The sequence below is a fragment of the Pseudomonas sp. PvP028 genome, from assembly GCF_017832255.1.
GTDB classification, from domain to species: Bacteria; Pseudomonadota; Gammaproteobacteria; order Pseudomonadales; family Pseudomonadaceae; genus Aquipseudomonas; species Aquipseudomonas syringae.
Genome location: NZ_JAFIBL010000001.1, coordinates 1280852 through 1306787, shown reverse-complemented (window position 1 = coordinate 1306787; position 25936 = coordinate 1280852). Strand labels below are relative to the sequence as shown.

Below are 25936 nucleotides of genomic sequence, written 5' to 3'. Positions count from 1 at the left end.
AGTGAGGTGCGGATATTCTTAAAAAGACTATTTAAGAATGCAGATATAACCAAAAGAACTTTAGAGAGGTGTGACTCTGCCAGAGTGCATTGCACACCCTGGCCGGTGTTATCAGTGAGAGGCTGAACTAGTTGAACGCGGGGGCGTGCGTCCAATCGATAGACTGCGCCGCCATGGGCCGGGCAAACCAGTAACCCTGGCCCAACTCGCAACCGTTGCTTAACAAAAATGAAGCCTGATTGGCGTGTTCGATCCCCTCGGCCAGTACACGCATGCCCAGGCTCGACGCCAGCGCGATGACCGCCCGCACAATCGCGATGTCATCTACATCGCCCGGCAGCCCGGCCACGAACCCCTGGTCGATCTTGAGCTTCTGCACCGGCATGCTCTTGAGCCGCAGCAGCGATGAGTAGCCTGTGCCGAAATCATCGATGGCCAGGCTCAGACCCAGTTCACGCAGGCGATGCAATTGCTCGATGGCCTGTTCAGGGTCTTCCATGACGGCACTTTCAGTGACTTCCAGCTCAAGAAATGCCGGATCGAGGCCGGTCTCGTTCAAGACCTCAGCCACTCGCCGATCGACATCACCACGACTGAACAGACGGCTGGATACATTGACCGCGACGGACGCAATCGAGACGCCTTCTGCCAGCCAGGCCTGCATTTGCCGACAGGCAGTATTCAATACCCAGGCATCGATATCGGCGATAAGTCCGTTCTGCTCGGCAATAGGGATGAAGTCGCCAGGCGACACCATGCCACGGGTCGGGTGTTGCCAGCGCACCAGCGCTTCGACCGCGCAAATACGCCCGGTCACCAGGTCGTAAACCGGTTGGTAGAACACCCGCAATTGGTCCTGCTCGATCGCCTGACGCAACTCGCTGGCCAGTTGCACCCGTTGCTGGGCGTGGGCGGTCAGCTCTTCGGTGTACAGCGCAAACCCTTCGCGGCCATCGCTCTTGGCCTTGAACAGCGCCGAATCAGCATTGCGCAACAATTGCTCGGCAGTCAGCGCATCACCGGGAAACAGGCTGATACCGATACTGGCACTGACGAACAACTGATGCCCGGCAATCGGGTATGGCGCTTTGAAGGCATTGATCACCTGTTGCGCGAGCGCTGCGGCATGCACCATGTGCGTACAGTTTTTGACCAGCAGCGCGAACTCGTCACCCCCCAGGCGTGCGACCGTCATACCGCTGTCAGCCAGCGCTTTGAGGCGTTCGGCAGCCGCCTTGAGCACTTCGTCGCCGATGTTATGGCCAAGGCTGTCGTTGATGTTTCTGAAGTTGTCCAGGTCCACCACCAGCAGCGCACAGCCGCGCTTGCTGGAGCGCGCCGAGGTCAGCGCCTGGCTGATACGATCGGTCAGCAGCAGACGATTGGGCAACTCGGTCAGCGCATCGTAATGGGCCAGTTGCGCCAGTTCCTGCTCGGAGCGCTTGATGGCCGTGATATCGGAAAACACCGCGACAAAATGCCTGGCCTGCCCGTCTTCACCCTTGATGCTACGGATGGTTTGCCACTGCGGATAGATTTCACCGCTTTTGCGTCGGTTCCAGATCTCGCCACTCCACTGCCCGGCACTCTGCAGTGAGTGATACATCTGCCGATAAAACTCGGGGCCATGACGACCGGACTTGAACTTGCTGGGGTTGAAACCCAGCACCTCGTCGGCCTGATAGCCGGTGATGTCCACAAACGCACGATTTACATGGACAATGCGCCCTTCGGCATCACTGACCAGTACGCCCTCACGCGTGCTGTCGAACACCACTGCCGCCAGCAGCAGTCGGTCATAGTCCTGTTGTTGGCGCTCAAACAGCGCTTCACCGCCGACGATGGCCTTCAATCTGTCACGTGCAATGAAGATCATGACGGTGCTGAGCAGCGCCCAGCCATAACCGATCATCTGTTGTCCGACGGCCAGTCGAGCCGGATTCTTGACGAAAAAAGACAGCAGGGCGCTGCCTGTCGCGAACCACAGAATCGACAGCAGCCCATACAGAACGGCGGTTCGCAGCGCGTTACGGGAATAATCGGACATAAAAAACCGAGCCTTACGAAAGGTCTGGATTATAAAGCAAGAAACATCCTGCGACGCTTATCTGCAAGGGTGGCTGGTTTTCTGAGCAATGTCAGTGATAATGCTGTTGCGACTTTTTTCTTCACAGGTATTTCTACGAGGGCCAAACAGCCTATGTGGTACAACGGTTTGCTCGACCTTTCCGTCTGGCAGGTAATAGCGGTCACGCTGGCGATGACCCATATAACTATTGTCGGCGTCACGGTCTATCTGCACCGCTATTCAGCCCACCGCTCACTTGAGCTCAATGCGGGTCTGAAACACTTCTTCCGCTTCTGGCTGTGGCTGACCACTGCCCAGAATACCCGCGAGTGGACAGCCATCCACCGCAAACACCACGCAAAATGCGAAACCGTCGATGACCCGCACAGCCCGGTCGTCAAGGGTCTGTCCACTGTGCTGCGCAAGGGGGCCGAACTGTACCGCGAGGAAGCGCAGAACCAGGACACCTTGCGTATCTACGGCAAGAACTGCCCGGAAGACTGGATCGAGCGCAATCTGTATTCGCGCTACAAGCTGCTGGGTATCGCTCTGATGGCGGTCATCGACGTGGCGCTGTTCGGCGCCCTCGGTATCACGGTCTGGGCCGTGCAGATGATGTGGATTCCCTTCTGGGCTGCCGGCGTGGTCAATGGTCTGGGTCATGCCGTTGGCTATCGCAACTTCGAATGCCGCGACGCAGCCACCAATCTCGTGCCGTGGGGCATCGTGATCGGCGGCGAAGAACTGCACAACAACCACCACACCTATCCCAACTCGGCCAAGCTGTCGGTCAAGCCATGGGAGTTCGACATGGGCTGGGCGTGGATCAAACTGTTCAGCTTCCTCGGTCTGGCCAAGGTCCAGCGGGTCGCGCCGATCGCCCATCGCGTCGAAGGCAAGGGCCATATGGACATGGACACCGCAATGGCGATCCTCAACAACCGTTTCCAGATCATGGCGCAGTACCGCAAGCTGGTCATCGCGCCGCTGGTTGCCCAGGAACTCGGCAAGGCCGACGAGTCGGTGCGTCATCAGTTCCGCCGCGCAAAACGTCTGCTGTCGCGTGAGACCAGCCTGCTCGATGACAGGCATCACCTGCGTATCCAGACCATGCTGGAACACAGCCATGCGCTGAAGGTGATCTATGAAAAACGCCTGGCCCTGCAGCAGATCTGGGTCAAGACCAGCAGCAACGGTCACGACATGCTGTCGGCCATGAAAGAGTGGATTCACGAGGCCGAAGCCAGTGGTATTCACTCGTTGCGCGAGTTCGCCGACCAGCTGAAAACCTACTCGCTGCGCCCCGCCCACGCTTGAACCGTTGATCGGCGCGCCATCCCCTGGCGCGCCGGTCCCGGAACTTATCCCCTCCTCGTCTATCTCATCCACTTTCCCGCCAATCGGGACAGGGCGCCTCACTGGCCGTAAACGCTTGAGATGGTTCTTATGGAAAAGCAGCCCCCCACCTCCCTATCCGGCACTCCGATCACAGATATGCCCGCAGCCGCAGAAACCCTGTTAGCCCTGATGCACGCTCAGGCAGAAGTCGCACGCCTGAGCGAGCGTGAACAATTGTTCAGCTCGTTGCTGGTGAGCGTGAACGCTGTTCTGTGGGCGTTCGACTGGCAAACTCAGCAGATGATCTATGTCAGTCCGGCCTACGAGCGCATCTTCGGTCGTTCGGCGGGCCTGCTGCTGGCTGACTACAGCGAGTGGCGCGATAGCATCTACCCCGATGACCTGAATTACGCCGAGCGCAGCCTCAACGAGGTCATCGAGAAAGGCTCGATCGAAGACCGCGAGTACCGGATCATTCGTGCGGACGGCGAAGTGCGCTGGCTCAGCGACAAATGCTTCGTCAGCCAGCGCGCTGATGTCAGCCAGCGTCTGATCGTGGTGGGCATCGCAGAAGACATCACCGAGAAGAAGCACCTCGAGGATGAGCTGCAACGCCTGGCAACCACCGATGTGCTGACCCAGAGCAGCAACCGCCGGCACTTTTTCGAATGCGCCCAGCGCGAGTTCGAACTGGCTCGTCTCAACGGCACGCCGCTGGCGTTCCTGCTGCTGGACATCGATGACTTCAAGCTGGTGAACGACACCTACGGTCATCAGGAAGGCGATACCGTGCTGCAGCGCATCGCCGAAAGCGGTCGTTCGGCATTGAGGCGGGGTGACCTGTTCGGGCGTATCGGTGGCGAAGAGTTCGCCGCAGTATTCCCCGGCTGCGCGCCGGACATGGCCATGCAGATCGCCGAACGCCTGCAACGCGAGATCCAGCGCCAGAACTTCCAGTCAGGCGGCACCACCTTCAGCATCACCGCCAGCCAGGGCCTGACCAACCTGGGCGCTGACGACCCAAGCCTCGAAACCCTCTACGGCCGCGCCGACGCAGCGATGTATCAGGCCAAACGCCAAGGCAAGAACCAGATCGTACTGGTCTGAAATGCTTTCTCGAAGGTAGAAAGCACGACCGGCCCCATCGCGAACAAGGCGGATCGCCACCCCGGTCGCTCCTACAGGAGCACGCAGTATCTTGTGGGAGCGAGCTTGCTCGCGAAGAGTCCGGTACAGTCGATGGACTTTCTGCGTCAGGAATACCGCCTTCGCGAACAACTTCGCTCCTACAGGAGCACGCGGTACCTTGTGGGAGCGAGCTTGCTCGCGAAGAGGGCGGTACATTCAATGCATTGGCTGCGTTTGGAATATAGCCTTAGCGAACAAGTTCGCTCCTACAGGAGTACTCGGTACCTTGTGGGAGCGAGCTTGCTCGCGAAGAGGCCGGTGCAGTCGATGGTTTTCCTGCGTCAGGAATATAGCCTTCGCGAACAAGGCGGATCGCCACCCCGGTCGCTCCTACAGGAGCACGCGGTACCTTGTGGGAGCGAGCTTGCTCGCGAAGAGGCCGGTGCAGTCGATGGATTTCCTGCGTCAGGAATACCGCCTTCGCGAACAAGGCGGATCGCCACCCCGGTCGCTCCTACAGGAGCACGCGGTACCTTGTGGGAGCGAGCTTGCTCGCGAAGAGTCCGGTACAGTCGATGGACTTTCTGCGTCAGGAACCGCCTTCGCGAACAAGTTTGCTCCTACAGGAGTACTCGGTACCTTGTGGGAGCGAGCTTGCTCGCGAAGAGTCCGGTACAGTCGATGGACTTTCTGCGTCAGGAACCGCCTTCGCGAACAAGTTCGCTCCTACAGGAGCACGCGTTACCTTGTGGGAGCGAGCTTGCTCGCGAAGAGGCCGCTACAGTCGATGGATTTCCTGCGTCAGGAATACCGCCTTCGCGAACAAGGCGGATCGCCACCCCGGTCGCTCCTACAGGAGTACGCGGTACCTTGTGGGAGCGAGCTTGCTCGCGAAGAGGCCGGTACAGTTGATGGATTTTCTGCGTCAGGAATACCGCCTTCGCGAACAAGTTCGCTCCTACAGGAGTACGCGGTACCTTGTGGGAGCGAGCTTGCTCGCGAAGAGTCCGGTGCAGTCGATGGATTTCCTGCGTCAGGAATATAGCCTTCGCGAACAAGTTCGCTCCTACAGAAGCACGCGGTACCTTGTGGGAGCTTGCTCGCAAAGAGTCCGGTGCAGTCGATGGATTTCCCGCGTCAGGAATACCGCCTTAGCGAACAAGGCGGATCGCCACCCCGGTCGCTCCTACAGGAGCACGCGGTACCTTGTGGGAGCGAGCTTGTTCGCGAAGAGGCCGATACAGTCGATGGATTTTTCTGCGTCAGGAATACCGCCTTCGCGAACAAGTTCGCTCCTACGGGAGTACGCGGTACCTTGTGGGAGCGAGCTTGCTCGCGAAGAGTCCGGTGCAGTCGATGGATTTCCTGCGTCAGGAATACCGCCTTCGCGAACAAGGCGGATCGCCACCCCGGTCGCTCCTACAGGAGTACGCGGTACCTTGTGGGAGCGAGCTTGCTCGCGAAGAGTCCGGTGCAGTCGATGGATTTCCTGCGTCAGGAATACCGTCTTCGCGAACAAGGCGGATCGCCACCCCGGTCGCTCCTACAGGAGCACGCGGTACCTTGTGGGAGCGAGCTTGCTCGCGAAGGCGTCAGTCAGATTTTTACTTTTCGGGCGGACCCTGAACAGCGCCAGCCGGATCCTCAAGTGCAGCAGGCTCTTCAGCAGGTGCCTCAGGCGCCAGGTCGAGCAGATCAGGCTCGTCGTCGACCGCATCGACAGCCACCTCAGGCTCGCTAGTCAGCGGCCTCAGCAAACTCGGATCCGTCACACCCGTCAGCTTCTTGCGCAGGCGCTGCAAGTCACCGACGCTGAGCTTCAACAGCTTGGCCGACTTGGTCTTGACCAGCGTGGTGACACTTTCTTCCTCGCCCAGGCGTGCCATCTGCCCCGCCAGGTTCATTGCCAGCACTTCGCGTGTGTAGATGCCGGTATTGTACTGATACACCGCAGCGATCAGCTCACGCAGTTCCAGCGGCAAACGCCAGCGGGTGCGCAGAGCAGAACCGAAGGCAGCGGAGTACTGCTCCAGAGACTGCCCGATCACCTGCTCATCCAGATGGCCGCCAGCCAGCAGCCACTCCTGCAGACAACCCAACACCGCCAGATCGCCCAGCGACTGCAACAGTCCGGCACAGAAACAGCGCTCCGCATCCAGCTCCAGCATGCCGCCCAGAATGCGTGCGTAATCAGCCGTGCGCTGCGACAGGGTCCACAGCTCATGGGCCTTGGCCAGCAACGCGTCGTCGGTCAGCACCGCCATACGCTTTTTGCCCAGACCGGACGCGATATTGGCGCCCTGCATCGGCCCGAGAACGGCCAGCGCTCCGCCCATGGTCTGGATCGGCTTGCCCAGATGCTGCGCCGCCGTGTTGGCGGCTGCGATCAGTACGGCGGTGATGTGCGGATCGTTGCGCAGTTCCTGCTCCAGCAGGGCGGCGTCGATGCCACTGGCGGTCTGGCTGAGCGTCACCGCTGTGGCGACATCGACAAACAGCGGCGCGCCATCGGCTATGTCGCGGCGTTTGTCGAGAAACTTGGTCAGGGTCAGACCCGGCGTCAGCGCGGGCACCGCACCCGCAGCCGGGGCGCTGCGTTCCAGCAACAGGCCTTCAAGACGCTGGCGCAGGCCTTCGGTGTTCAGTGGTTTGGTCAGGTAGGCAGTCGGCGCCAGCGGCACGACCTCGCGCACGCTGGCGCTGTCATTGCGATTGCTGATCAGAATGAACGGGATGGCGGGCTGACGACGCAGATTGCGCACGCCCCGCAGCAGGCTCAGGCCATCGATCCCCGGCAGCTCGCGGGCGGCGATGATCAGGTCCGGCAGGTGTTTTTTCATCCACTCGACGGCCTGTTTGCCATCGGTGCACATCTCCAGCTCGATATCCGCACGCACGCCCAGCACCAGGTCGCTGAGCGTCTCGCGAACCCACGGATCAGACTCGGCTATCAGTACGCGAGGAACGGCGGGCAAAACTACAGCGGTCATCATGACTCTCCGATGTCAATGCGACCACCTTAGCCAATGCAAACGTCCGGATATACCCAAAACAGCGAAATACCCTGCTCTAAAGCAAAAAAAACCCGTCGAAACGGGCTTTTTTTGTCTGTTTGGTCATAAATTAATCAATTCATGACTTCACACTTTTTACGCGATTTCAGCGAAGCATTCGTCAAGAATGGCCAGGCCGCGGTTCAGCAATTCGTCTTCGGCGGTCAACGGCACCAGCACGCGCAACACGTTGCCGTAAGTACCGCAGGACAGCAGAATCAGACCCTTGTCACGCGCCTTGGCAACCACCTGAGCCACAGCAGCGGCGTTAGGCTTGTGCGAGTCGCCGCTTTCGAACAGCTCGACAGCGATCATCGCACCCAGCGCACGCACTTCACCGATAACCGGGTACTTGGCCTGCATCGCCTTGAGCGAGGTCACCAACTGCTCGCCAACCGCCTTGCAGCGCTCCAGCAGGTGCTCTTCTTCGAAGATATCCAGCACCGCCAGCGCCGCAGCGCAGGCCACCGGGCTACCGGCATACGTGCCGCCCAGACCGCCGGGTGCGATGGCGTCCATGTACTCAGCCTTGCCGCACACGCCCGCCAGCGGGAAGCCGCCTGCGATGGATTTGGCGAAAGTAGTCAGGTCAGCCGCAACGCCCATCTGCTCCATCGCGAAGAACGTGCCGGTACGGCCAGCGCCGGTCTGCACTTCGTCGGCGATCAGCAGAATGCCGTGCTTGTCGCACAGCTCGCGCAGACGCAGCATGAAGGCCTTCGGTGCCACGTAGAAACCACCCTCGCCCTGTACGGGTTCGATGATGATTGCAGCGATGTCCTTGGGCTCGGCGTCGTTCTTGAAGATGCGCTCGATGCTGGCGATGGAATCATCCACGCTCACGCCATGCAGTTCGCACGGGTACAGCGCGCGGAAGATACCGCCTGGCATCAGGCCCATGCCGGCCGAGTACGGCACGACCTTGCCGGTCAGACCCAGGGTCATCATGGTGCGGCCGTGGTAAGCGCCGGTGAAGGCGATAACGCCCGCACGGCCGGTCGCAGCACGGGCGATCTTCACGGCGTTTTCCACCGCTTCGGAACCGGTGGTCACCAGCAGGGTTTTCTTGTCGAAATCGCCTGGCACCCTGGCGTTGATTTTTTCGCACAGCTCGACGTAAGGCTCGTAGGCCAGTACCTGGAAGCAGGTGTGGCTCAGCTTGGTCAGCTGCTCTTGCACCGCGGCGATGATCTTCGGGTGCAGGTGACCGGTGTTCAGAACGGCAATACCGCCCGCGAAGTCGATGAACTCACGACCTTCGACGTCGGTAACGGTCGCGTTCTTCGCCGAAGCAGCGAAGATCGGATGGATCTGACCAACGCCACGCGGGACGGCTGCATGGCGGCGTTGCATCAGGGATTCGTTAGTCTTGCTCATGTATTCCTCATTCGCCGCTCATCGGTCGGCGTGGGTCAAGGATCAAGCGGACCGGATCAACTGCGGCAGCATACGATGATCGACTGCTGCAGCCTTCAGGCCACCAGGAAACTGCGGTACAACAAAAGCCGATGACACGTCGCTCTCGCGCGCCATCGGCTGCAATACCCAAGTGTCGGTCAGACCGACAGGCAGAGGTATTTGATTTCCAGATAATCTTCGATGCCGTACTTGGAGCCTTCACGGCCCAGGCCGGACGACTTGATGCCGCCGAACGGTGCCAGCTCGTTGGAGATCAGGCCGGTGTTGATACCCACCATGCCATATTCCAGCGCTTCGGCGACACGAAACACGCGGCTCATGTTCTGCGCGTAGAAGTACGACGCCAGACCGAACTCGGTGTCGTTGGCCATCGCTATCACTTCGGCCTCATCCTTGAAGCGGAACAGCGGGGCCAGCGGACCAAAGGTCTCTTCCCGGGCTACGGCGGCATCTTTCGATACGTTGACCAGAATGGTCGGTTCGAAGAACGAGCCTACCAGGCTGTTGCCGCCAGTCAGCACGGTTGCGCCCTTGCTGACGGCGTCGGCGATGTGTTCCTTGACCTTGGCCACCGCCTTGTCGTCGATCAACGGGCCGGTGGTGACGCCTTCTTCCAGGCCGTTACCGATCTTCAACTTGCCGACCGCCGCTTTGAGCTTCTCGGCGAACGCGTCATACACCGCGTCCTGCACGTAGATGCGGTTGGCGCACACGCAGGTCTGGCCGTTGTTGCGGTACTTGGAGATCATCGCGCCTTCGACCGCCTTGTCGAGGTCGGCATCGTCGAACACGATGAAAGGCGCGTTACCGCCCAGTTCCAGCGACACCTTCTTGATGTCCTTGGCGCACTCGGCCATCAACTGGCGACCAATGTCGGTCGAGCCGGTGAAGGACAGTTTGCGCACGATCGGGTTACCGGTCAGCTCGGCACCGATATCGCCTGCGCTGCCGGTCACCACGCTGAACACACCGGCCGGGATACCCGCACGCTCGGCCAGTTCAGCCAGTGCCAATGCCGAGAACGGCGTTTGCGACGCAGGCTTGAGCACCATGGTGCAGCCCGCCGCCAGTGCAGGGCCGGCCTTGCGGGTGATCATCGCCGCCGGGAAGTTCCACGGGGTGATCGCCGCCGTCACACCAATCGGCTGCTTGAGCACGATCAGGCGCTTGTCCGGCTGGTGACCAGGAATCACATCGCCATAGACGCGCTTGGCCTCTTCGGCGAACCACTCGATGAACGACGCGGCGTAGGTGATCTCGCCCTTGGCTTCGGCCAGCGGCTTGCCCTGCTCCAGGGTCATCAGCAGACCCAGGTCGTCCTGGTTCTCGATCATCAGCTCGAACCAGCGGCGCAGCTTGTTGCCACGCTCTTTGGCGGTCAGCGCTCGCCAGGCCGGCAGCGCCTTGTCAGCCGCCTCAATCGCCCGACGCGTCTCGGCTGCGCCCATTTTTGGCACAGTGCCGAGGATCTCGTTGTTGGCAGGGTTGTTGACCTTGATCGACTGACCACCGTCCGCGTCCAGCCACTGGCCATTGATGTAGGCCTGCTGGCGGAACAGTGTGGAATCTTTGAGCTGCATGTCGGCCTCCTAAACAGCATCGCCCGAGAGGCGACGCGAACAATTGATATCGATGCACCCCATTTGGAAGCCATCGTCAGGAAAACATTCCATCGGGTTCCAGCGCTGCGCAACGCATGAAAGCAGGAAGACCGAACAAGAGCGTTTGAAATCTCAAACGAATCCTAGGCATTGCGGGGGGAAAGGACAATAGCCCGTTCGAAAAAAAGAACGGTCGCAGGGAGGTGTGTGGTTTTCTGATCAGCGTCGAGCCGCGACGCAGAGGCATCTTGCAACCGCAACGCGATCAGGCGGCCCTACCCTTCAACGTGAACAGGCTCAGCCCCAGACCAATGAACGACGCGCCAAACACCCGATTGACGTTCTGGCGCCTGCGCGCTGAATTGAGGTGGCGCTTGAGCGTCTGTGCCAGCAGCACATAAAAGACGTGAGCAACCACAGAGCAGCCGGCGAAGGTCACGATCAGCACCCCCGTCTGCTCCACCTGAAAGGTGCCGGGCTGAATGAACTGCGGCAGAAACGCGATGAAAAACAGAATCGCCTTGGGGTTGGTCAGCGCTACCGAGATGCCTTTGATAAACAGGCTGCCTGTGGACACCGCCTTGGGCACGTTGGACAGCGCATCGAATGCACTGCGCGCGCTACGCCACTGCTTGATCCCCAGATAAACCAGATACCCCGCGCCTGCGATTTTCAGCACCAGAAAGGCACTCGCGGATGCTACCAGTACCGCGCCCAGCCCGGCCGTTACCGCCGTGGCGACCACGATCAACCCCAATGCGTTGCCGAGCGAGCCGACCATCGCCCTCGCCGGGCCGTGGGTAATTGAATTGGACAGCGCCATGATCACCGCCGGGCCCGGCGTGAGCGTAACGAACAAGGCAATCATCGCGAAGCTGAGCCACTGTTGTAACGATTCCATTTTTTATTCTCCCTGTGGCGCAGGCATTAACCCACGCCTGTAGCGCTATCGATAATCCGGAAGCGTGAACGACTGCACCGCCGGGGTCAGCGCCCTGGCAGCACGCTTGCTGATAAAGGGCGTTGCCACCAACCGCTGCACGGCGCGCAGGATTTTCACCCCGGTCTGAGTGCGAGGGTGGACCAGACGCGGGACAAGTTTCGGCACGCTCTGCGACTTTTTCACCACAGGGCGCAGGACATATTCGTACGAGGCAAGCGCCTCTGCAATCGTATCGGTCTTGGTGAGTTCACCCGCCAGCACATACGCGCCAATCAGCGATAACGAAGCGCCGACCCCGCCCAGCGGCGTGACACACCACGCCGCATCGCCCAGCAGCACCACCGGGCCGTTCGACCAGCGATCGATCTTCACCTGACGCAGATCATCGAACCAGAAATCCTCCGCAGCCTCCATCCCTTCCAGCAGACGAGGCACCTCCCAGCCCGCGCCAGCAAACGACGCGCGAAGAAACGCTTTCTGCTCGGCAACGCTGTTGCCGACCGTCAGATGGCTTCGGCCCTGCACGTTAAAGAACGCACGCGTCGTACCGCGATTGTCCGGACGAACACCCGCGCTGCGACCGCCCACCGCGTTGTACCAGCGCGCGGTCTGACTATCGGTCGGCGCACGAGGCACGGTAAAGAACGCGCTGGCCAGATCCATCCGGCGCGGCTGATTCTCGCCGGGGAACACCAGTTCCCGCGTGCGCGAGCCGACACCTTCGGCAATGATCAACAGATCAAAACGCTCCTCGCCACCGCCCTCGAACGTAACCGACACGCCCTCCGCATCGTGCTCGACCGAGACGATGCGATCACCGAAGCGATAGAACGCATCAGCAGACGACGCCTCATACAGCAGACGCGCAAGATCACCGCGCAACACCTCAAGCTCAGCCGTCGGGCCGTCCCCGTCCAGACCAGCCAGATCGATGCGCGCCGCCGTGCGGTTATCCTCATCGACCCACGCAAGCCCCGTCTCGCCGGTGTTGAGATCCTTCACCGCCTGCTCAAGCCCCATCAAGCGCAAGACCTCCCGAGCCGCGCCCCGCACATCCACATTCTGCCCGCCATCGCGAAAGGCAGGCGCCTGCTCGACAACCGTGACATCGCAATCGCGCCGCGTCAGCCACCAGGCCGCGGCACAACCTGCGATACTGGCCCCGGTAATAAGAACGCGGCACGGGCTGCGCTCGATGCTTTTGAACTGATTGATAAGAGGCCCTCGGTGGGAACGAACTGACGGAGTGGTATGAGGAGCATCATGCACCAGCTGGCGGTTGTGCCGGTAGCGGTGGGCTGTTCCTTTGTGGGTGGAGGTGGGTGTGGGGTGATGGAAGGCGGATGATTTGTGTCGCACACCGCCCGCAACTGGACGCCCCGTACCCATGTGAGTATCATGGCGCCCGCGTCGCACCAGTAGCTCAGCTGGATAGAGTACTGCCCTCCGAAGGCAGGGGTCGTGGGTTCGAATCCCGCCTGGTGCACCATATAAGACAAGGGCTTAGGTGAAAACCTAGGCCCTTTTGTTTATGAATGTGCCCATTCTGTGCCTAAACCGTGCAGCGCCATCTCGCACCACCCATGCGTATAGCTTTAGTTAGAACACTAGCCACGCGGGCTGGAAGCGCCGAGAAAATGCATCCACCCCTGAAACCGGCTCAGCCCCACGCACCTTTCACATACCCCGAGTCCTGACTGGCGGCCAGGGGTATTAGGTCTACGGTTTGGCGGCGCAAGACTTACAATTGCTCATAACAGCTGTGGGAAGGTGTCAGAAACGCTGGCGGCTCAACTTGGCGATAAACATATCCACTATTTCCCCTGAATCCAGGTCAAATTTTTGCTCTTCACTGATGCTCCAATCATCGTCATACGGTGATCGCCATGCGGGCCAATTCAGTTCCGCTAGAGATGCCTCTAGAGAGCAGTTAGGCGCGGAGATCGAGAGCATAAGACCCAGCAGGATCTTTTCGCGCAGAACACCCCTTGGAACGCTATCAGCGGACTTCGCCAAAGCCTGAAAGAGCTTCTGGAGGTAGTTGATGAAGTGTTGCACTGCCTCGTCGTCTAGCGGCTCTGTGGTTCCAAGCTCGTAAACTTCCACGAAAAGGGAGGCTTTCTCATCGCGCACTTCTTCTGACGCTTGCTGATGGAAGCTATCTGTCAGGTGCAAGATATCGGTCGGCATCTCGCTTACGACGAAACTCCCCACGGAATACTTCGGCACCTCTCTCGAGCTGCCATAGAAAACTCTGGCCGCATCAGCGACCTCTTCGATTTTCTCACCTGGAAACGTTGCATTCACACCGAATCCTACTTGCTCAACATCAGCGAGCGTAGATCGGACTAGCTCGATCAGCTCGACCCTATAGTCTCGATTGGTCGCGCCTTGGTAATCGAATATATGCCCATGTCCGACATTCTCAACCTTGCCCAGCAAGCGACGCAGACCTCGCCACCCGCCTGAGTAAAAGTTGCGCCAGCCCCATGACTCGCTAGTTTCAATCGAGGGGAGTGGAGTGGGAGCAGCTTCAGGAGGCGTCGACCGCTTCTCCGAGTTTTGATCCAACCTGGATTGCACCTCCTTGAGGGCCCGTTGTTGGCGGCGAAGTTCGCTTTCTAAACCCAGACCCAGTGAGCCAAGGCGCGTTTGGCCCGCAATCTCCTGATGGTTGATGGCAACCCGCGGGCGAAGCCCTGAGCCGAACACCTGCTCACACCAAGCGGCATAGGTCAAATTTTCGCCAGTGGTGCGGGGCAGTCTGTTCGCCAGCTTCTTAAGGAGGGAAGTCTCCAGATATGAGCAATCGACCAAAACGTCGAACCTCTTCAAAATCCTGAACTGAACCCACTGCTCTAACTCTTCACGGTCCATCCAGTTACTCCACATCAAGTAGGATCAATGTTCTGTCTAATCTTATTCAAACACCGGACAGCTTGGCCTCTGGGCGCGCCTCACAAACCCCAATAGTACTGCTTGATCTTCTGCGCCATGAGCCGGCGGCGCTCGGCTAAAAAGGCTTCAAATTGCTCAGGCTGATAGGCGGCCAGATCCTCAGGGAGGCAGTTGCTGGCTAGGTTGACTTTGAGATCATCCAGGCGCGTGATAGCTCCATAGCGCGCCAAGCCGCTATCACACTGAGCGAGCACATCGGCCATGTAGGCTGCCGGGGCGGTGTGGCCGATCTTGATGTTCACTTCCTGCTGCACGTACACGTAGTTGGCAACCTGGTTGTACTTGCTTCGTTGCAAACCCCGCTGCTTCAAGAAGTTCTTCGGGAAGATGTGGTGAATATCACCATGGTGCGTGAGCATGTCCCGGACGGTGATGTCTTTTGACAGGAAGCCTTTGTCGCCGCGATTAGCCTGCGCTGCCCAAAACACTTTAATTGCTGGCGCATTAACGGACGATGTAGTCAACGACTGTGGCAAACCGAAATCCCAGAAAGCGTCGGAAAGCTCAGCTGCCTCGATCTCGCCCAGCACCTCCTCGAACTTGCGCTCATGAACGGCCTTGATGTCCTTGTCGAAGCGCGACTCCGGCGAGCCCGAGTAACGCCCGGTCAACAGCGACATGACAAACCAGCGGCGGACCCAACTTTCGATATTAGGGTTGTTGCCCAAGTCGCGTTTGAGCTTGAGGTACAGGACGTATGCGAAATTCAGCGCGTTGACCGAGCCGATCATGGAGCTGTCCACGAAGCCGGCCGAGCGAATGATCATCAAGAAGCGCTTGAAGTGCGTTTCGTTGATGAATTCCCTGACCCCTTCGCTCAGGACCCTGAACGACTCTTCCTCGATTTCTTTCTCATAGCTTCGCGTATCGAAGTTGCGACCCGAGAGCAGCCCGACCAGATCCGATAGGCGACCACGATTGAATTTGGTAGTGAAGGCCACGCGCAGCATGTCCGAGTAACTTGGGTCGTACAGATCATCGTTTTCACCCCTCAGCCAACGCATAGCCTTGAAGTAGTCCGTTTGGACGAAGGCTTTGTCGTTGTTCTCAATGTGGGCATAGAACTCGGGCGCGATGGATAGGTGGCAGAAGTAATCGATGGCCTTGCGAAGGGTATTGCCGTCGAACTCCTCGTTGGCAGCGATCTTCGACATCACAAAGTCCGCCTGACTGAGCACAACACCTTTTGAGTTGATGCGAATGAAGATCTCCGTAACAGTCTCGATGTCCAGATCAGCCGCCAGCTCGATCAGACCGATCTGCTTTTTGGTGATATCGCAAAGCCTGTCCAATCGCTCATAGACAAGATCTTCATTCAAGTCAGGGTTTGCAGCCAGGTAATCCCTTGCGGCTTTGTGCGACTTCAGCTCGCCATTGACGATGGGCGCGATATCTGCGAACCATGCTTTGTCCTTCTCGATAGCTGGGTTGCTGACCTCGAATCGCTCCTCGATAGGATGGAAGGCGATGCGGATACGCACCTGCTGATAATCCTGGTTGATCACCTGTTGGCCAGCGATCGCCGCGGTCAGCGCAGTGACGCGTTGCTGGCCGTCAATTAGTACCTTCTTGCCCTCGGCTAGCGAGCCGTCTTTAAGTTTAACCGTGGGGTTACGCCACGCAATGATGTAGCCGACCGGGAAACCTTGGTACAGGCTGTCCATCAGGTCGCGCACCTTGCTAGCATCCCAGACGAAAGGGCGCTGAATTTCCGGAATCGCAATTTCGCCGGACTTGACCCAGCTAAGGAGAGTTTCGATCAGGTGCTGGTTAACAGAGTACTTTTGGGCAGACATACACAACATCCTTGTCGCAAAGCTTGGTCAGATTGAGTGGTTCAGATCATCGGGGTGTTGAACACGCACAAGTCAGTAATTAAGGTAAAGCAATCCACTCGCCCTCTCCGACCCCGGAGCGGATTGAGATAATCATTTGCTGCACTGCCGCCCGCTCGACTCGCTGGGGGCTTTCGGCATGATAACGGCCTTGAAAATACTCATGACCAATGCGAGTCAATCGGTAACCGTCAGGCCCGCTTTCGATTCGCACTCCATCCAAGTGAGTCTGAAAATTCACCATGAACCGCTTCAACGGAAAGGATTTTCCCTGGCTCATCTCAGTGACCTCTAGGATGGCAGCCATATATGTCCACAGCCGACGACCTGTGGGGGTTACGGCGAGTTTGTAGAGCCGATTATCGCTATCCATTCCTGATTCCTTTCACTCCGCCGAGCTGACAACACCTGAGTCGATATTGGGTCTCGTTAAGTATGGCACTTTGCCCGAGGGTACCAGATTTGCCGCAGCTTCCAAGTGGACGTCCTGGTCATCGAAGAAAATGTGGGGGTTGAAGGCCGTAAGCACTTTGGGTTTACCCACACCACCGAGGAAGAAGGCTTCATCAACGTATACGCCCCAGGCACGCAGAGTGTTGATCACGCGCATTTCCGACGGGGAGTTTCGAGCGGTGACAATGGCGATTCTGATCGGTGAATCCTTGCTACCGGTGGGTAAACGCTCCTGCAATTTGGCCAGTTTTATGAGCAGGCTGGCATAGGGCCCCTCTTCCATGGGGGTGTGCTGCAGTGCATCTTCCTGCGCCTGAAAGGCATCCAGCCCTTGGGTTTTGTAGACCAGTTCACTGGCATCGGAAAACAGGACTGCGTCACCGTCGAAAGCGATGCGTACCTGGCCTTTGGGGATTTGCGGAGCGTTGGCTGGAGGCGCCTTTAGGATCGCAGCGGCGCATTGCCGGGAATCGATCACCTTTTGCGCGTCGTCCACGTTGGTAGTGAGAAACAGATCGACATCGAAGGCATCCATGTAGTCAGCCACTGACTCGCCACCGGTGAACGCCGAACGCGTGATCGCCAACTGATCACGGCGAATGGTCTTGAGTACGCGAATACCCGTGTCCGGGCTGTTGCGAGACATCACCACTACTTCGACCAGAGGGGATAGGTCGCCACTTTCCATATGCCGGTTGAGATCGAGCAGCGCTTTGACCAAGTGGTAACCGGTACCTGGCTCCAGCGGCTCATCCTCCCTCTCTTGCATAAAACGGCGATAGTGGTCAATTACACGTTCCGGATCGTCCTCAAGAGCGGCCTTGAACATCTGGTCGGACTCGCTCATGTCGAAAAGTGCAGTGGCTGAGATGCCCACTACCAGAGTGTTGCTCAAATCAAATGCCATTTATCCTACCTTAGAACGGCAATGCTCGTCATAAGAAGAGAGCCGCTGCTTTCAGGCGCACCGGCCCGCAAACTGATGAAGATGAAGGTGGTGAAACGGTAGCAACGCATAAACAGTGACTCAACTCATAGATGGCCGGAAAACGCCTTTTGGCTTAACGATCGAAAGAGTTGCTCTGCTTGCTCGCTCGACTCCACCGCTGATTCGATCAACACCTGAAAATCCCAGTAAATGCGCGCAAACTTCTTCTGATGCTCCAAGCATGGGAAAATGGCCGTCGTTTCTTCAAATTTTTGCTTTGAGATATTTAACATGGATCCACTCGTACCTGTCGCTTGAGATGTAAGCTTCTCCTTAAATCTTGGCTGCCAGACCATGTAATTCAGAAATTCCGGTAACAGCTTCGCCTGATCCGTCTTCACCAACCACAATTTGTCAGGCAGAAAAACATCCTCAACATCGGCCTTAACAATGCAGGTAGCCGCTACTAACTCTCTCGTATTCGCTCGACTGAAAAGCAAATCGCCTTTCTTAGGGATTAAAAGTTTTTTCCCTTCTGGAATAGAATCTAAAGAAACGCTCTTATTCTCCTCCGGCTTGAATTTTCCACTTGTAACCGCACTAATTTTAAGAACACCTATTTCGCCATTTTGGCGCGGGCGGTTGCTACCAACCGCACTCCATCCAGAAGCAATAGACTTCAGCCCAGCAGAAATTGACTTTACCGGCCACCCCTTCGAATTGGTAACCGGGTCGCCGAACATGTCAATAAACACGGTACGGAGGAAGTCGTCGGCGAGTTGAATGGCTTGCTGGCGTTTGCGGCGGATGGCGTCAGCCTTGTCGAGGATGATGGCGATGCGCCTTTGTTCGGGCAAAGGTGGAAGAGGGACTTCAATATTCCCTACCTCTGCTGGCCTGGCGCGAACCAACGATCCGCCCACACCAGCAGTCGTATTTATAAACTGCTTATGAAATAAATCTGACGTTAAAAAATGCTTCAAAAATGGCGGATGTACCTTGTCACTTCTAAAGATAATCCACTCGCCTGAGCCAATCTGCCGATAGGTACCTTGACGAGCAGGTACAACCCAACACCGCTTGATATGCGGGACAATTTTTGACAGCAGGACATCATTAGGCTGAACACAGCTTTTCGACGATCCTATCGCCTTACCTTCAACAATTTCTGGCTCTCCTTTGTCAAAGGCAGGAATACTCAAAAGCTCGAACGTCTCGTCAGGGAAATTCGCAGGATTGACTGAACCGCCGCGTTTGAGCATTAACTCTGCGGCAGGGACTGTTGACCAACTCACAGCATGCCCTCCAACTCATCCAGATCCGCCATAATTTCCCGCTCTAGCCCTTTAAGCCATTTCAGAATCACCTTCGGGTCTTCGTACTGCTCTTGCTGGTACTCCACCTCTCTATAGCGGTTGATAGACAGGTCATACTTGTTAGCAGCGATGTCTTCAGCGAGCACGACAAACACCTTTTTGCGCTTATCGCCGAACAGGGTGTTAATGGTGCTGGCGCTGACATTCCCTTCGACCATCTGACGATATTTGTGCCACTGCGCAATGGCATCAGGCAGGTCGTTGCTGCCCTCGCCTTTGAGCTCAGTGCGTTTATCGTCCAGCGAATAGCCATCGGCCTGCAGGTCATAGAACCACACTCGCTCGGTAGTGCCGCCTTTAGTGAAAATCAGAATGGCAGTACTGACACCGGCGTAGGGCTTGAAGACCCCGCTGGGCAGACTGACGATACCTTCGAGCTGGTTGTTGTCGAGCAACTCCTGGCGGAGTTGCTGGTGAGCCTTACTAGAACCAAATACCACGCCATCCGGGACGATTACTGCAGCACGGCCGCCAAGCTTGAGCGAGCGCAGAATATGGGCGACAAACAGCAGCTCGGTCTTCTTGGTTTTCACCAGCCCCAGCACATCGGGGTTGGTGTTGCTTTCGTCAAGTGTGCCTTTGAACGGCGGATTGGCCAGCACCACATCGAAGAAGTCCTGCTCCTGACGCGGGAAATATTCCTTGATGGATTTGCTCAGGGAGTCCTGATAGCGAATGTTCGCGCCATTCACCCCGTGCAGCATCATGTTCATGCTGGAAACGCGCAGCATGGTGGTATCGAAGTCGAAGCCCCAGAACATGTCCTTGTTGATGTGATCGCGATACGGCTCTAATAGGTCGCCGCTGTAGTGCGGATTGCCGTCCTCATCATTGAAGATACCGGCGTCGCTTGAATGCACTTTATTCAGGTATTCCATGGTACGAGCCAGGAAGCCTGCGGTGCCGCAGGACGGGTCGCAGATCACATCGGTCGGCTGTGGCGCGATCAGTTCGATCATGGCATCAATGATATGCCGGGGCGTGCGGAACTGGCCGTTGATCCCGGCGGTGGTGAGTTTGCTCAGCAGGTATTCGTAAATATCACCCTTGACGTCGCTCTGGGTCAGCGGCAAGTCGTTGACCATCTCCACAGCGGAGGTCAGTACCGACTCGTTTTTGATCTCCAGATCAGCGTCCTGCATGTATTCGCCGATATGGCCCAGGCCCTCCAGCGCGCTTCCTTCCTCGCCTAGGCCGTCCGCCGCATCGGACTTCTTGCCCAGCTTGGCGAAGTACGGATAGACGTTCTGCTTGAGATGCTTGTGGAGCTCCTTGCCACTGAGGTGATGGAAATTCTTCCAACGCAGCAGTTGGCCATCCGGCGTATTGGGGAACAGACGGTCAAAAGACTTGCCGGTACGATTGGCCTTACGCTCGGCCACGTCTTCTTGCATGTCGAGCATTCGGGCGAACATCAGGTAGCTGATCTGTTCGATCACGGTCAGCGGGTTGGTGATACCGCCAGTCCAGAACTTTTCCCAGAGCTTGTCGATATCATTGCGGATTTTGCCAGTAAGCATTATTTGCTACTTCTCTTTTATCTGAGTTCGGAATTACTGCTGGGCGGACAATTCGCCAGCAAAAGGATCATGTGCGCCAGCGAGCAAAGGCCCGTTTGACGCGGGAGTTTCTTCGATGGCTTCGACGATCATGGAAAGACGCTCCGCCTCGAAATCCATATGGACTGGCTCAAGCTGCGGCAGAGTCTTGCTGACTTTTGCAGACAGTTTGTCGAAGCGCTCCACCTTGCCATAGAGACCCTGCTGACCTGCCAGGGCCTTCACGCTCGCGTTGTAATGATTACTCGCCGTATTGAGGCTTCCGCCCAGTTTGCTGAGTCGCTCTGCAACAATGCAGACCTGGTTGTAAATTTCCCCGGCCTTTTCACTGATCTCACGCGCATCGGCATTGCTGCGTTCAAGCATCCATAGATTGGAGACGGTGCGCAGAATCGGAATCAGCGTGGTGTGTGAGACCAGCACGATGCCTTTCTTGTAGCCGTACTCAAACAGGTCCTTATTATGCTTCATGGCCTCGATATAAGCTGGCTCGATGGGCATGAACATCAGCACAAAGCTCGGGCTACGCATACCAATCAGGTTGGTGTAATCCTTGGACGCCAAGTCGTCGATGTGTCTGCGCACAGACTTCACATGCTCCGCCATTGCCAACTGATACTCCTCCGGCGTGTTGGCGGAAACGGCACGATCATAAGCGACAAGCGAAACTTTGCTGTCGATGATCATGTGCTTGCCGTCTGGAATCTTGATCAGGTAGTCAGTCTGCTTGCTCTTACCTTCAGCGTCCTTGAACGCGCTCTGAACCTCGTAGTGCGCCTCCTCGACCAGCCCGCTCATTTCCAGGGTGCGACGCAATTGTGCTTCGCCCCACGCGCCACGTTGCTGAGAATCACCTTTGAGGGCCGAGGTCAGGTTGTTGGCCTCGCTGCTCATCTTCAGCCCAATATCCAGCACCTTCTTGATCTCAGCATTCAAGTTGGTGTTGCCTTGCAGAGAAGCATCGTGAACATCATTGATGCGCTTCTGAAAGCCCTCGATCTGATCACGGAAGGGTTTGAGCATGCCGTCAATGCTGGTCTGGCTGGTCTGGGTGAAGGTCTTGCCTTTTTCCTCAAAGATCTTGTTGGCCAGATTTTCGAATTCCTGAGTCAGCGATTTTCGGGTATCGGCCAACTGAAGCATTTGCTCCTGGAAGTGCTCTTCGCGCTTTTGCAGAGTGGTTTTAAGTTCAGTGTGTTCGGACGACAGTCCGCCGAAACGCTCCTGCAGTGCATTGAGTGCTTGCGCTCGCTCAATCAACACCTGCTTGGCTTCACCCAACTGCTCACGAACGTCACGATCGGAAGTTTCAAGTGACTTGGCCCGCTTACCCTCATTAGCCAGCTCATCCTTGAGGCGGTCCCGGTCTGCCTGCAGATGCTCGGTGGAAGTCTGCGCTTTTTCCAGGCGATCACGCAGCTCAGTGATCCGCTCTTGAAGTGCCCGCCCCTCGGCCTGGGCGGTATCCAAGCGTTTAGCGGCTTCATGATGCTGCCGGTTTGCCTCTTCCAACTTCACTTGCACAGCAGCAATGGCGTCCCGGCTCTGCTGTTGCTCGGTGTTCAGCCGCGTCACGTTTTCGAAGGCGGACTGTAATTGCGCGTTCAACTTGCTTTCTGCAACTTGCAGCTCATGGCCGCGCCCGTCTGCCACCTTGAGCTGCTCAGTGAGAGCAGCCTTCTCTGCGCTGATCGATGCCTGAGCCGTGTGTGACTGCTCAAGCTGTGCTGTCAGTTGGCTTAGTTGCCGCCCCTGGCGCAGCGCTGCTGCGAAGTAACCCAGCAGTGCAGAAGCCACTGCGAGCACTGTAGTGATAACAACGATATCCGTAGTCCATTGACTGGATTGCATGGTCACTCCTGAACGCCAGATGGCGAGTTGTTCTCGCGAAGGAAGGGTTTGAGCACTGCGACTAACTGATCAATATCCGTCGGCTTGAACACGCCGTCTATTCCCTTGTGGGAAATTCTGTTGAAGGGTGCGTCGTAGAGTTTTTCGATGACGATGCTGCCGTGCTGGGCAATATAGTTCTTCAACAGATTCATGAAGCTCACCTGCTGGGCAGTGAGAGTTGGGTGGCTGTGAAGGAATTTCTTGAAGTGCTCTTCGATGGCCTGCGCATCCTGTCCGATCATCTCGCGAATCGTGACGTGTAGCTGCTCTGCCGTACGACCGTAGAACTCATTCAGCACATCCAGGCTTACCCCGGGATGGCTGGTGAGAATGGTCGATGTCAGGGTTTTCAAATCTGGATCGGCAATTGGCTCGCCTTTGTGGATTTTTTGCAGAATTGGATTGGCGGCAAGCATGTCTGTGAGGATTTTTTTCAGTCGACCGCGATAAAGCATCGCCTCGCTGGCACCCATGATCACGACTCGACGTTCCTCCGCTACCACGTGGTCATCCTTGGCCTTGGTGGTTCCAATCCCATAACTGATTGTGCTCCCCGTCTGCCGGTATTTCATGATGCTGCGCAGTTCCTGACGGGCACTTTCCAGCTTGCCAATGCTCGGCTGCTGCCAGAAAGCCGCACTGCGTACCTCGGCGAGAATCTCATCCTTCTGGCGCACGGCCTGGATATTTACCGCGAGCTTGTCCAGTTCAGCCAGAAGCGCGATTTTGCCGTCCTCGAAACAACTGGCCTGCTCCACCATGCAGCGCTCAATGTTAGCCACCAGCTTGTCCAGCGCGGTGGCGTGTTTATCGTGCAGTACCCGAGCGGACATCAACGGTGCAATGGTGTTGCTCAAGAGATGCTGAGTACTTGCGTCGAAACGCTTCAGCAGACCCGTCTGCTGCAATTGGTGCACGTTACGCAGCTCGCGCTTGACCGCCACGCTGGTTTCCGGAAGGTCATTGATGTCAGCGCGCAACAAGTCAGTGGCAGCATCGAAAGCTTCGGCATGGTTGAGTCTCAGTGCGGCTTGGGCCAGCTCTAGGCGAGCTTCGAAAGTCGTCTGCAGCAGGGACTTGCCGCCAGTATCTTCCGGCTCTTGGTACTCCTGCTCGAAGAAATCGAAGTTGCCATAGTGATCGAAGATCAGGAACTCTTGCTTGTCTTTCCCCTGACCAAACAGATTGGGACGCAGGCGCGTGCCCCTACCAATCATCTGCCAGAACTTGACCCAGGATTTCACCGGCTTGGCGAACACAAGGTTGACCACCTCCGGCACGTCGATACCGGTGTCCAGCATGTCGACTGAAATGGCTATCCGAAATTCGTTATCTGGCTTTTTGAATTCCTTGATCAATGAGCCCACATGGGCGATGCCGTTATGGATAACCTTGCAAACCTTGGTCCCGTACTGCGGGTAGAGTTTGCAAAAGAGCTTTTCGAGATGCTCGGCGTGATCCTGGCGTTGAGCGAAAATGATTGTCTTGCCTACCAGAGAGCCGGTTTCATCCTTGATACCGTTATCGATCAGGTTTTCCAGAATGATACGATCGGTGTCTTCACTGAAGATCTTGCGGCCAATGTCCTTGCCGGCGATCGTTGTACGCTGGGCCTCCTCTTCGCCGAGATCTTCCTCGAGCTGTGCCTTTTGTTCGTCACTCAGATCTGTGTAATGGATGCCATCACGCAGAAAGTCGGTGGTTAAATCCTTGACGCGAAACGGCACCAGGTAAGGCGGTTCGTTGTTGATGGCGGCATCCAGACCAAACTCGAACGTAGGGTCGGTGGTTTCGCAGTCGAAGATGTCGAAGGTGTTGCGGCTGATGAATTTGACTGGTGTGGCAGTGAGGCCAACTTGCAGCGCATCAAAGTAGTCGAAGATATCGCGGAATCTGTTGTAGATACTGCGGTGGCTCTCGTCAGCAATGATCAGGTCGAAGAAGCCCACATCGAGCTGAGCGAGGCGGTTCATCATTCCTGGGTAGGTGGCGATGAAAATTCGCGCCGTCTGATCCACCCTGGTGGTTTCACCAATTACGCAGCGTGGCTCGCTGGGCAAGTTCTGCTTGAAGGCATCGTCAGCCTGCACACGCAGTTCCTTGCGATCACAGAGAAACAACACTCGCTTGGCCCATCCGGTGCGCAGCAGTAGTTCGGCCAAGGCAATGGCTACACGGGTTTTACCGGTGCCCGTGGCCTGGATGATGAGGGCCTTGCGCCGCTGCTTCTGGAAATGCGCGGCAACGGTCTTGATCGCCTCGATCTGATAAGGGCGGTCCGCAATGCTCAAGTCAGGGTTGTGCTGCTCCAGCTCGGCAATACGATACTGGCGCTGATAAGCCAGGTACTCAAGGCTGCTCTTGCTGTAGAAGCCGTACACCGGACGATAAGTGTTGTACTGAGTGTCGTCCCAGATGAAGGTTTCGTAGCCGTTGCTGTAGAAGATCACCGGCCTTTGCATGCCCATACTCTCGAAACCATCGGCATACATGCGTGCCTGTTCGCGACCGGCCTGCAGGCTCACATTGCCGGATTTCTTGGCTTCGATCACGGCTAACGGTTGGCCATTATCCCCCCACAGCACGTAGTCCGCTCGGCCCTTGCCACTAGTGTTGTCAGGAAAATCGACTTCTATCTCTTGGCCAACCTGCGCGGAATCACTCACATTCCAACCGGCCTGTTGCAGCATCAAATCGATCATGAGTTTGCGAGTCTTCGACTCGCTCCATTGCAGCCTGTCAGAAACTTGCTGACTCTGCAGACGACGCTTCTGCTGGTCTGGCTTGGCGGGCGGATCAAGCTTGTCGAGATTGCGAATGCGCTCTTGCTCAAGCTTGTCCATCACACGCTGGAGCTCTTCCTGCTGCTGATTCAGCTCCTTTTCATAGCTGAAGACAGTCTTCTTCAGGCTAGCCAACGCCGCAGTTGGATCCTGCACATTGGCAAACTCAGGGATCGCAGCCTGATTGACATCGTAATATCTAATCGCCATATACATGGCCAGCTGATGTGCAGTCTTAAGCGCCCGCTGCGCATTGTGCAAATCACCTTCGGCACCATGGGCCGTATAGTTGCCCTGAATGCGTAAAAAGTTGATTTGGTGAACAAGAGGTTTACTGACACAGTTAATGAAGACTGGGCTTTTCACCAGGTCGTAGAAGGTTGACTGCGGCATACGCGGCAGCAGCTCCTCCTTGTAGACGGACTTGGTAAGTTCCTCAGCGAAGCTGCGAAGGCGGGTTAGCGCACTGCCCGGATCGATGTGCAGCACCGCCTCGGCCAAGCCAGCAAGATTCGCCAGCAATTCATTGCCGGAGCGGAGGAATTCGAAATTGACTGATTTCATAGAGGCTATTCTGTCCATACCGGTCCTATAGCGAGGA

At 57.1% G+C, this 25936-nt stretch carries 16 protein-coding genes and 1 tRNA gene; 3 read left to right on the top strand and 14 right to left on the bottom strand.

Annotated features, from left to right (window positions below; genetic code table 11):
* Window positions 1-127: 127 nt before the first annotated feature.
* Window positions 128-2047, bottom strand: coding sequence for a phosphodiesterase DibA (gene dibA / locus JOE34_RS05840; protein ID WP_096137659.1), 1920 nt, complete (start codon window positions 2045-2047; stop codon window positions 128-130).
* A 153-nt stretch (window positions 2048-2200) separates the two neighbouring features.
* On the opposite strand from dibA, the gene desA reads away from it, so the two are divergent.
* On the top strand, window positions 2201-3385 hold the full coding sequence (gene desA, locus JOE34_RS05835; protein WP_024683748.1) for a delta-9 fatty acid desaturase DesA: 1185 nt from the start codon (window positions 2201-2203) through the stop codon (window positions 3383-3385).
* Between the two features lie 129 nt (window positions 3386-3514).
* On the top strand, window positions 3515-4513 hold the full coding sequence (locus JOE34_RS05830) for a sensor domain-containing diguanylate cyclase (RefSeq protein WP_003318683.1): 999 nt from the start codon (window positions 3515-3517) through the stop codon (window positions 4511-4513).
* A 1625-nt stretch (window positions 4514-6138) separates the two neighbouring features.
* Here JOE34_RS05830 and JOE34_RS05825 read toward each other — a convergent pair.
* The 5 genes from JOE34_RS05825 to JOE34_RS05805 form a co-directional block, all read right to left on the bottom strand.
* Window positions 6139-7524, bottom strand: coding sequence for an HDOD domain-containing protein (locus JOE34_RS05825; protein ID WP_209995284.1), 1386 nt, complete (start codon window positions 7522-7524; stop codon window positions 6139-6141).
* A gap of 159 nt (window positions 7525-7683) precedes the next feature.
* Window positions 7684-8964 carry a 4-aminobutyrate--2-oxoglutarate transaminase gene (gabT, locus tag JOE34_RS05820; RefSeq protein ID WP_065088790.1) on the bottom strand — a complete coding sequence of 427 codons (1281 nt, stop codon included), beginning with the start codon at window positions 8962-8964 and terminating at the stop codon, window positions 7684-7686.
* Between the two features lie 179 nt (window positions 8965-9143).
* A complete protein-coding gene (gene gabD / locus JOE34_RS05815) occupies window positions 9144-10586 on the bottom strand; it encodes an NADP-dependent succinate-semialdehyde dehydrogenase (RefSeq protein ID WP_209995282.1) in 1443 nt (480 codons plus the stop codon).
* A gap of 286 nt (window positions 10587-10872) precedes the next feature.
* Window positions 10873-11508, bottom strand: a complete 636-nt coding sequence (locus JOE34_RS05810; RefSeq protein ID WP_209995280.1) for a LysE family translocator — start codon at window positions 11506-11508, stop codon at window positions 10873-10875.
* A gap of 45 nt (window positions 11509-11553) precedes the next feature.
* Window positions 11554-12939 carry an FAD-dependent monooxygenase gene (locus tag JOE34_RS05805; RefSeq protein ID WP_209995278.1) on the bottom strand — a complete coding sequence of 462 codons (1386 nt, stop codon included), beginning with the start codon at window positions 12937-12939 and terminating at the stop codon, window positions 11554-11556.
* A gap of 23 nt (window positions 12940-12962) precedes the next feature.
* Here JOE34_RS05805 and JOE34_RS05800 point away from each other — a divergent pair.
* Window positions 12963-13039: transfer RNA gene (locus JOE34_RS05800), tRNA-Arg, on the top strand.
* 284 nt (window positions 13040-13323) lie between these two features.
* On the opposite strand, the gene JOE34_RS05795 is transcribed toward JOE34_RS05800, so the two are convergent.
* The 8 genes from JOE34_RS05795 to JOE34_RS05760 form a co-directional block, all read right to left on the bottom strand.
* On the bottom strand, window positions 13324-14427 hold the full coding sequence (locus JOE34_RS05795; protein WP_209995268.1) for a hypothetical protein: 1104 nt from the start codon (window positions 14425-14427) through the stop codon (window positions 13324-13326).
* An 80-nt stretch (window positions 14428-14507) separates the two neighbouring features.
* Window positions 14508-16304 (bottom strand): DUF262 domain-containing protein, encoded by a 1797-nt coding sequence (locus tag JOE34_RS05790; protein ID WP_046266584.1) that lies wholly within the window; start codon window positions 16302-16304, stop codon window positions 14508-14510.
* Between the two features lie 79 nt (window positions 16305-16383).
* Window positions 16384-16716 carry a hypothetical protein gene (locus tag JOE34_RS05785; RefSeq protein WP_046266585.1) on the bottom strand — a complete coding sequence of 111 codons (333 nt, stop codon included), beginning with the start codon at window positions 16714-16716 and terminating at the stop codon, window positions 16384-16386.
* Between the two features lie 12 nt (window positions 16717-16728).
* Complete coding sequence (locus JOE34_RS05780) at window positions 16729-17703, bottom strand: 5'-nucleotidase (protein ID WP_046266586.1); 975 nt, start codon at window positions 17701-17703, stop codon at window positions 16729-16731.
* A 125-nt stretch (window positions 17704-17828) separates the two neighbouring features.
* Window positions 17829-19019, bottom strand: coding sequence for a restriction endonuclease subunit S (locus JOE34_RS05775; RefSeq protein ID WP_046266587.1), 1191 nt, complete (start codon window positions 19017-19019; stop codon window positions 17829-17831).
* Window positions 19016-20620 carry a class I SAM-dependent DNA methyltransferase gene (locus tag JOE34_RS05770; RefSeq protein ID WP_046266588.1) on the bottom strand — a complete coding sequence of 535 codons (1605 nt, stop codon included), beginning with the start codon at window positions 20618-20620 and terminating at the stop codon, window positions 19016-19018. Before JOE34_RS05770 ends, JOE34_RS05775 begins: the two co-directional genes overlap by 4 nt.
* A 33-nt stretch (window positions 20621-20653) precedes the next feature.
* Window positions 20654-22510, bottom strand: a complete 1857-nt coding sequence (rmuC, locus tag JOE34_RS05765; RefSeq protein ID WP_209995266.1) for a DNA recombination protein RmuC — start codon at window positions 22508-22510, stop codon at window positions 20654-20656.
* Between the two features lie 2 nt (window positions 22511-22512).
* The gene (locus tag JOE34_RS05760) at window positions 22513-25917 is read right to left on the bottom strand and encodes a DEAD/DEAH box helicase family protein (RefSeq protein WP_245226991.1); all 3405 of its coding nucleotides are present in this window, start codon (window positions 25915-25917) and stop codon (window positions 22513-22515) included.
* Window positions 25918-25936: the final 19 nt, after the last annotated feature.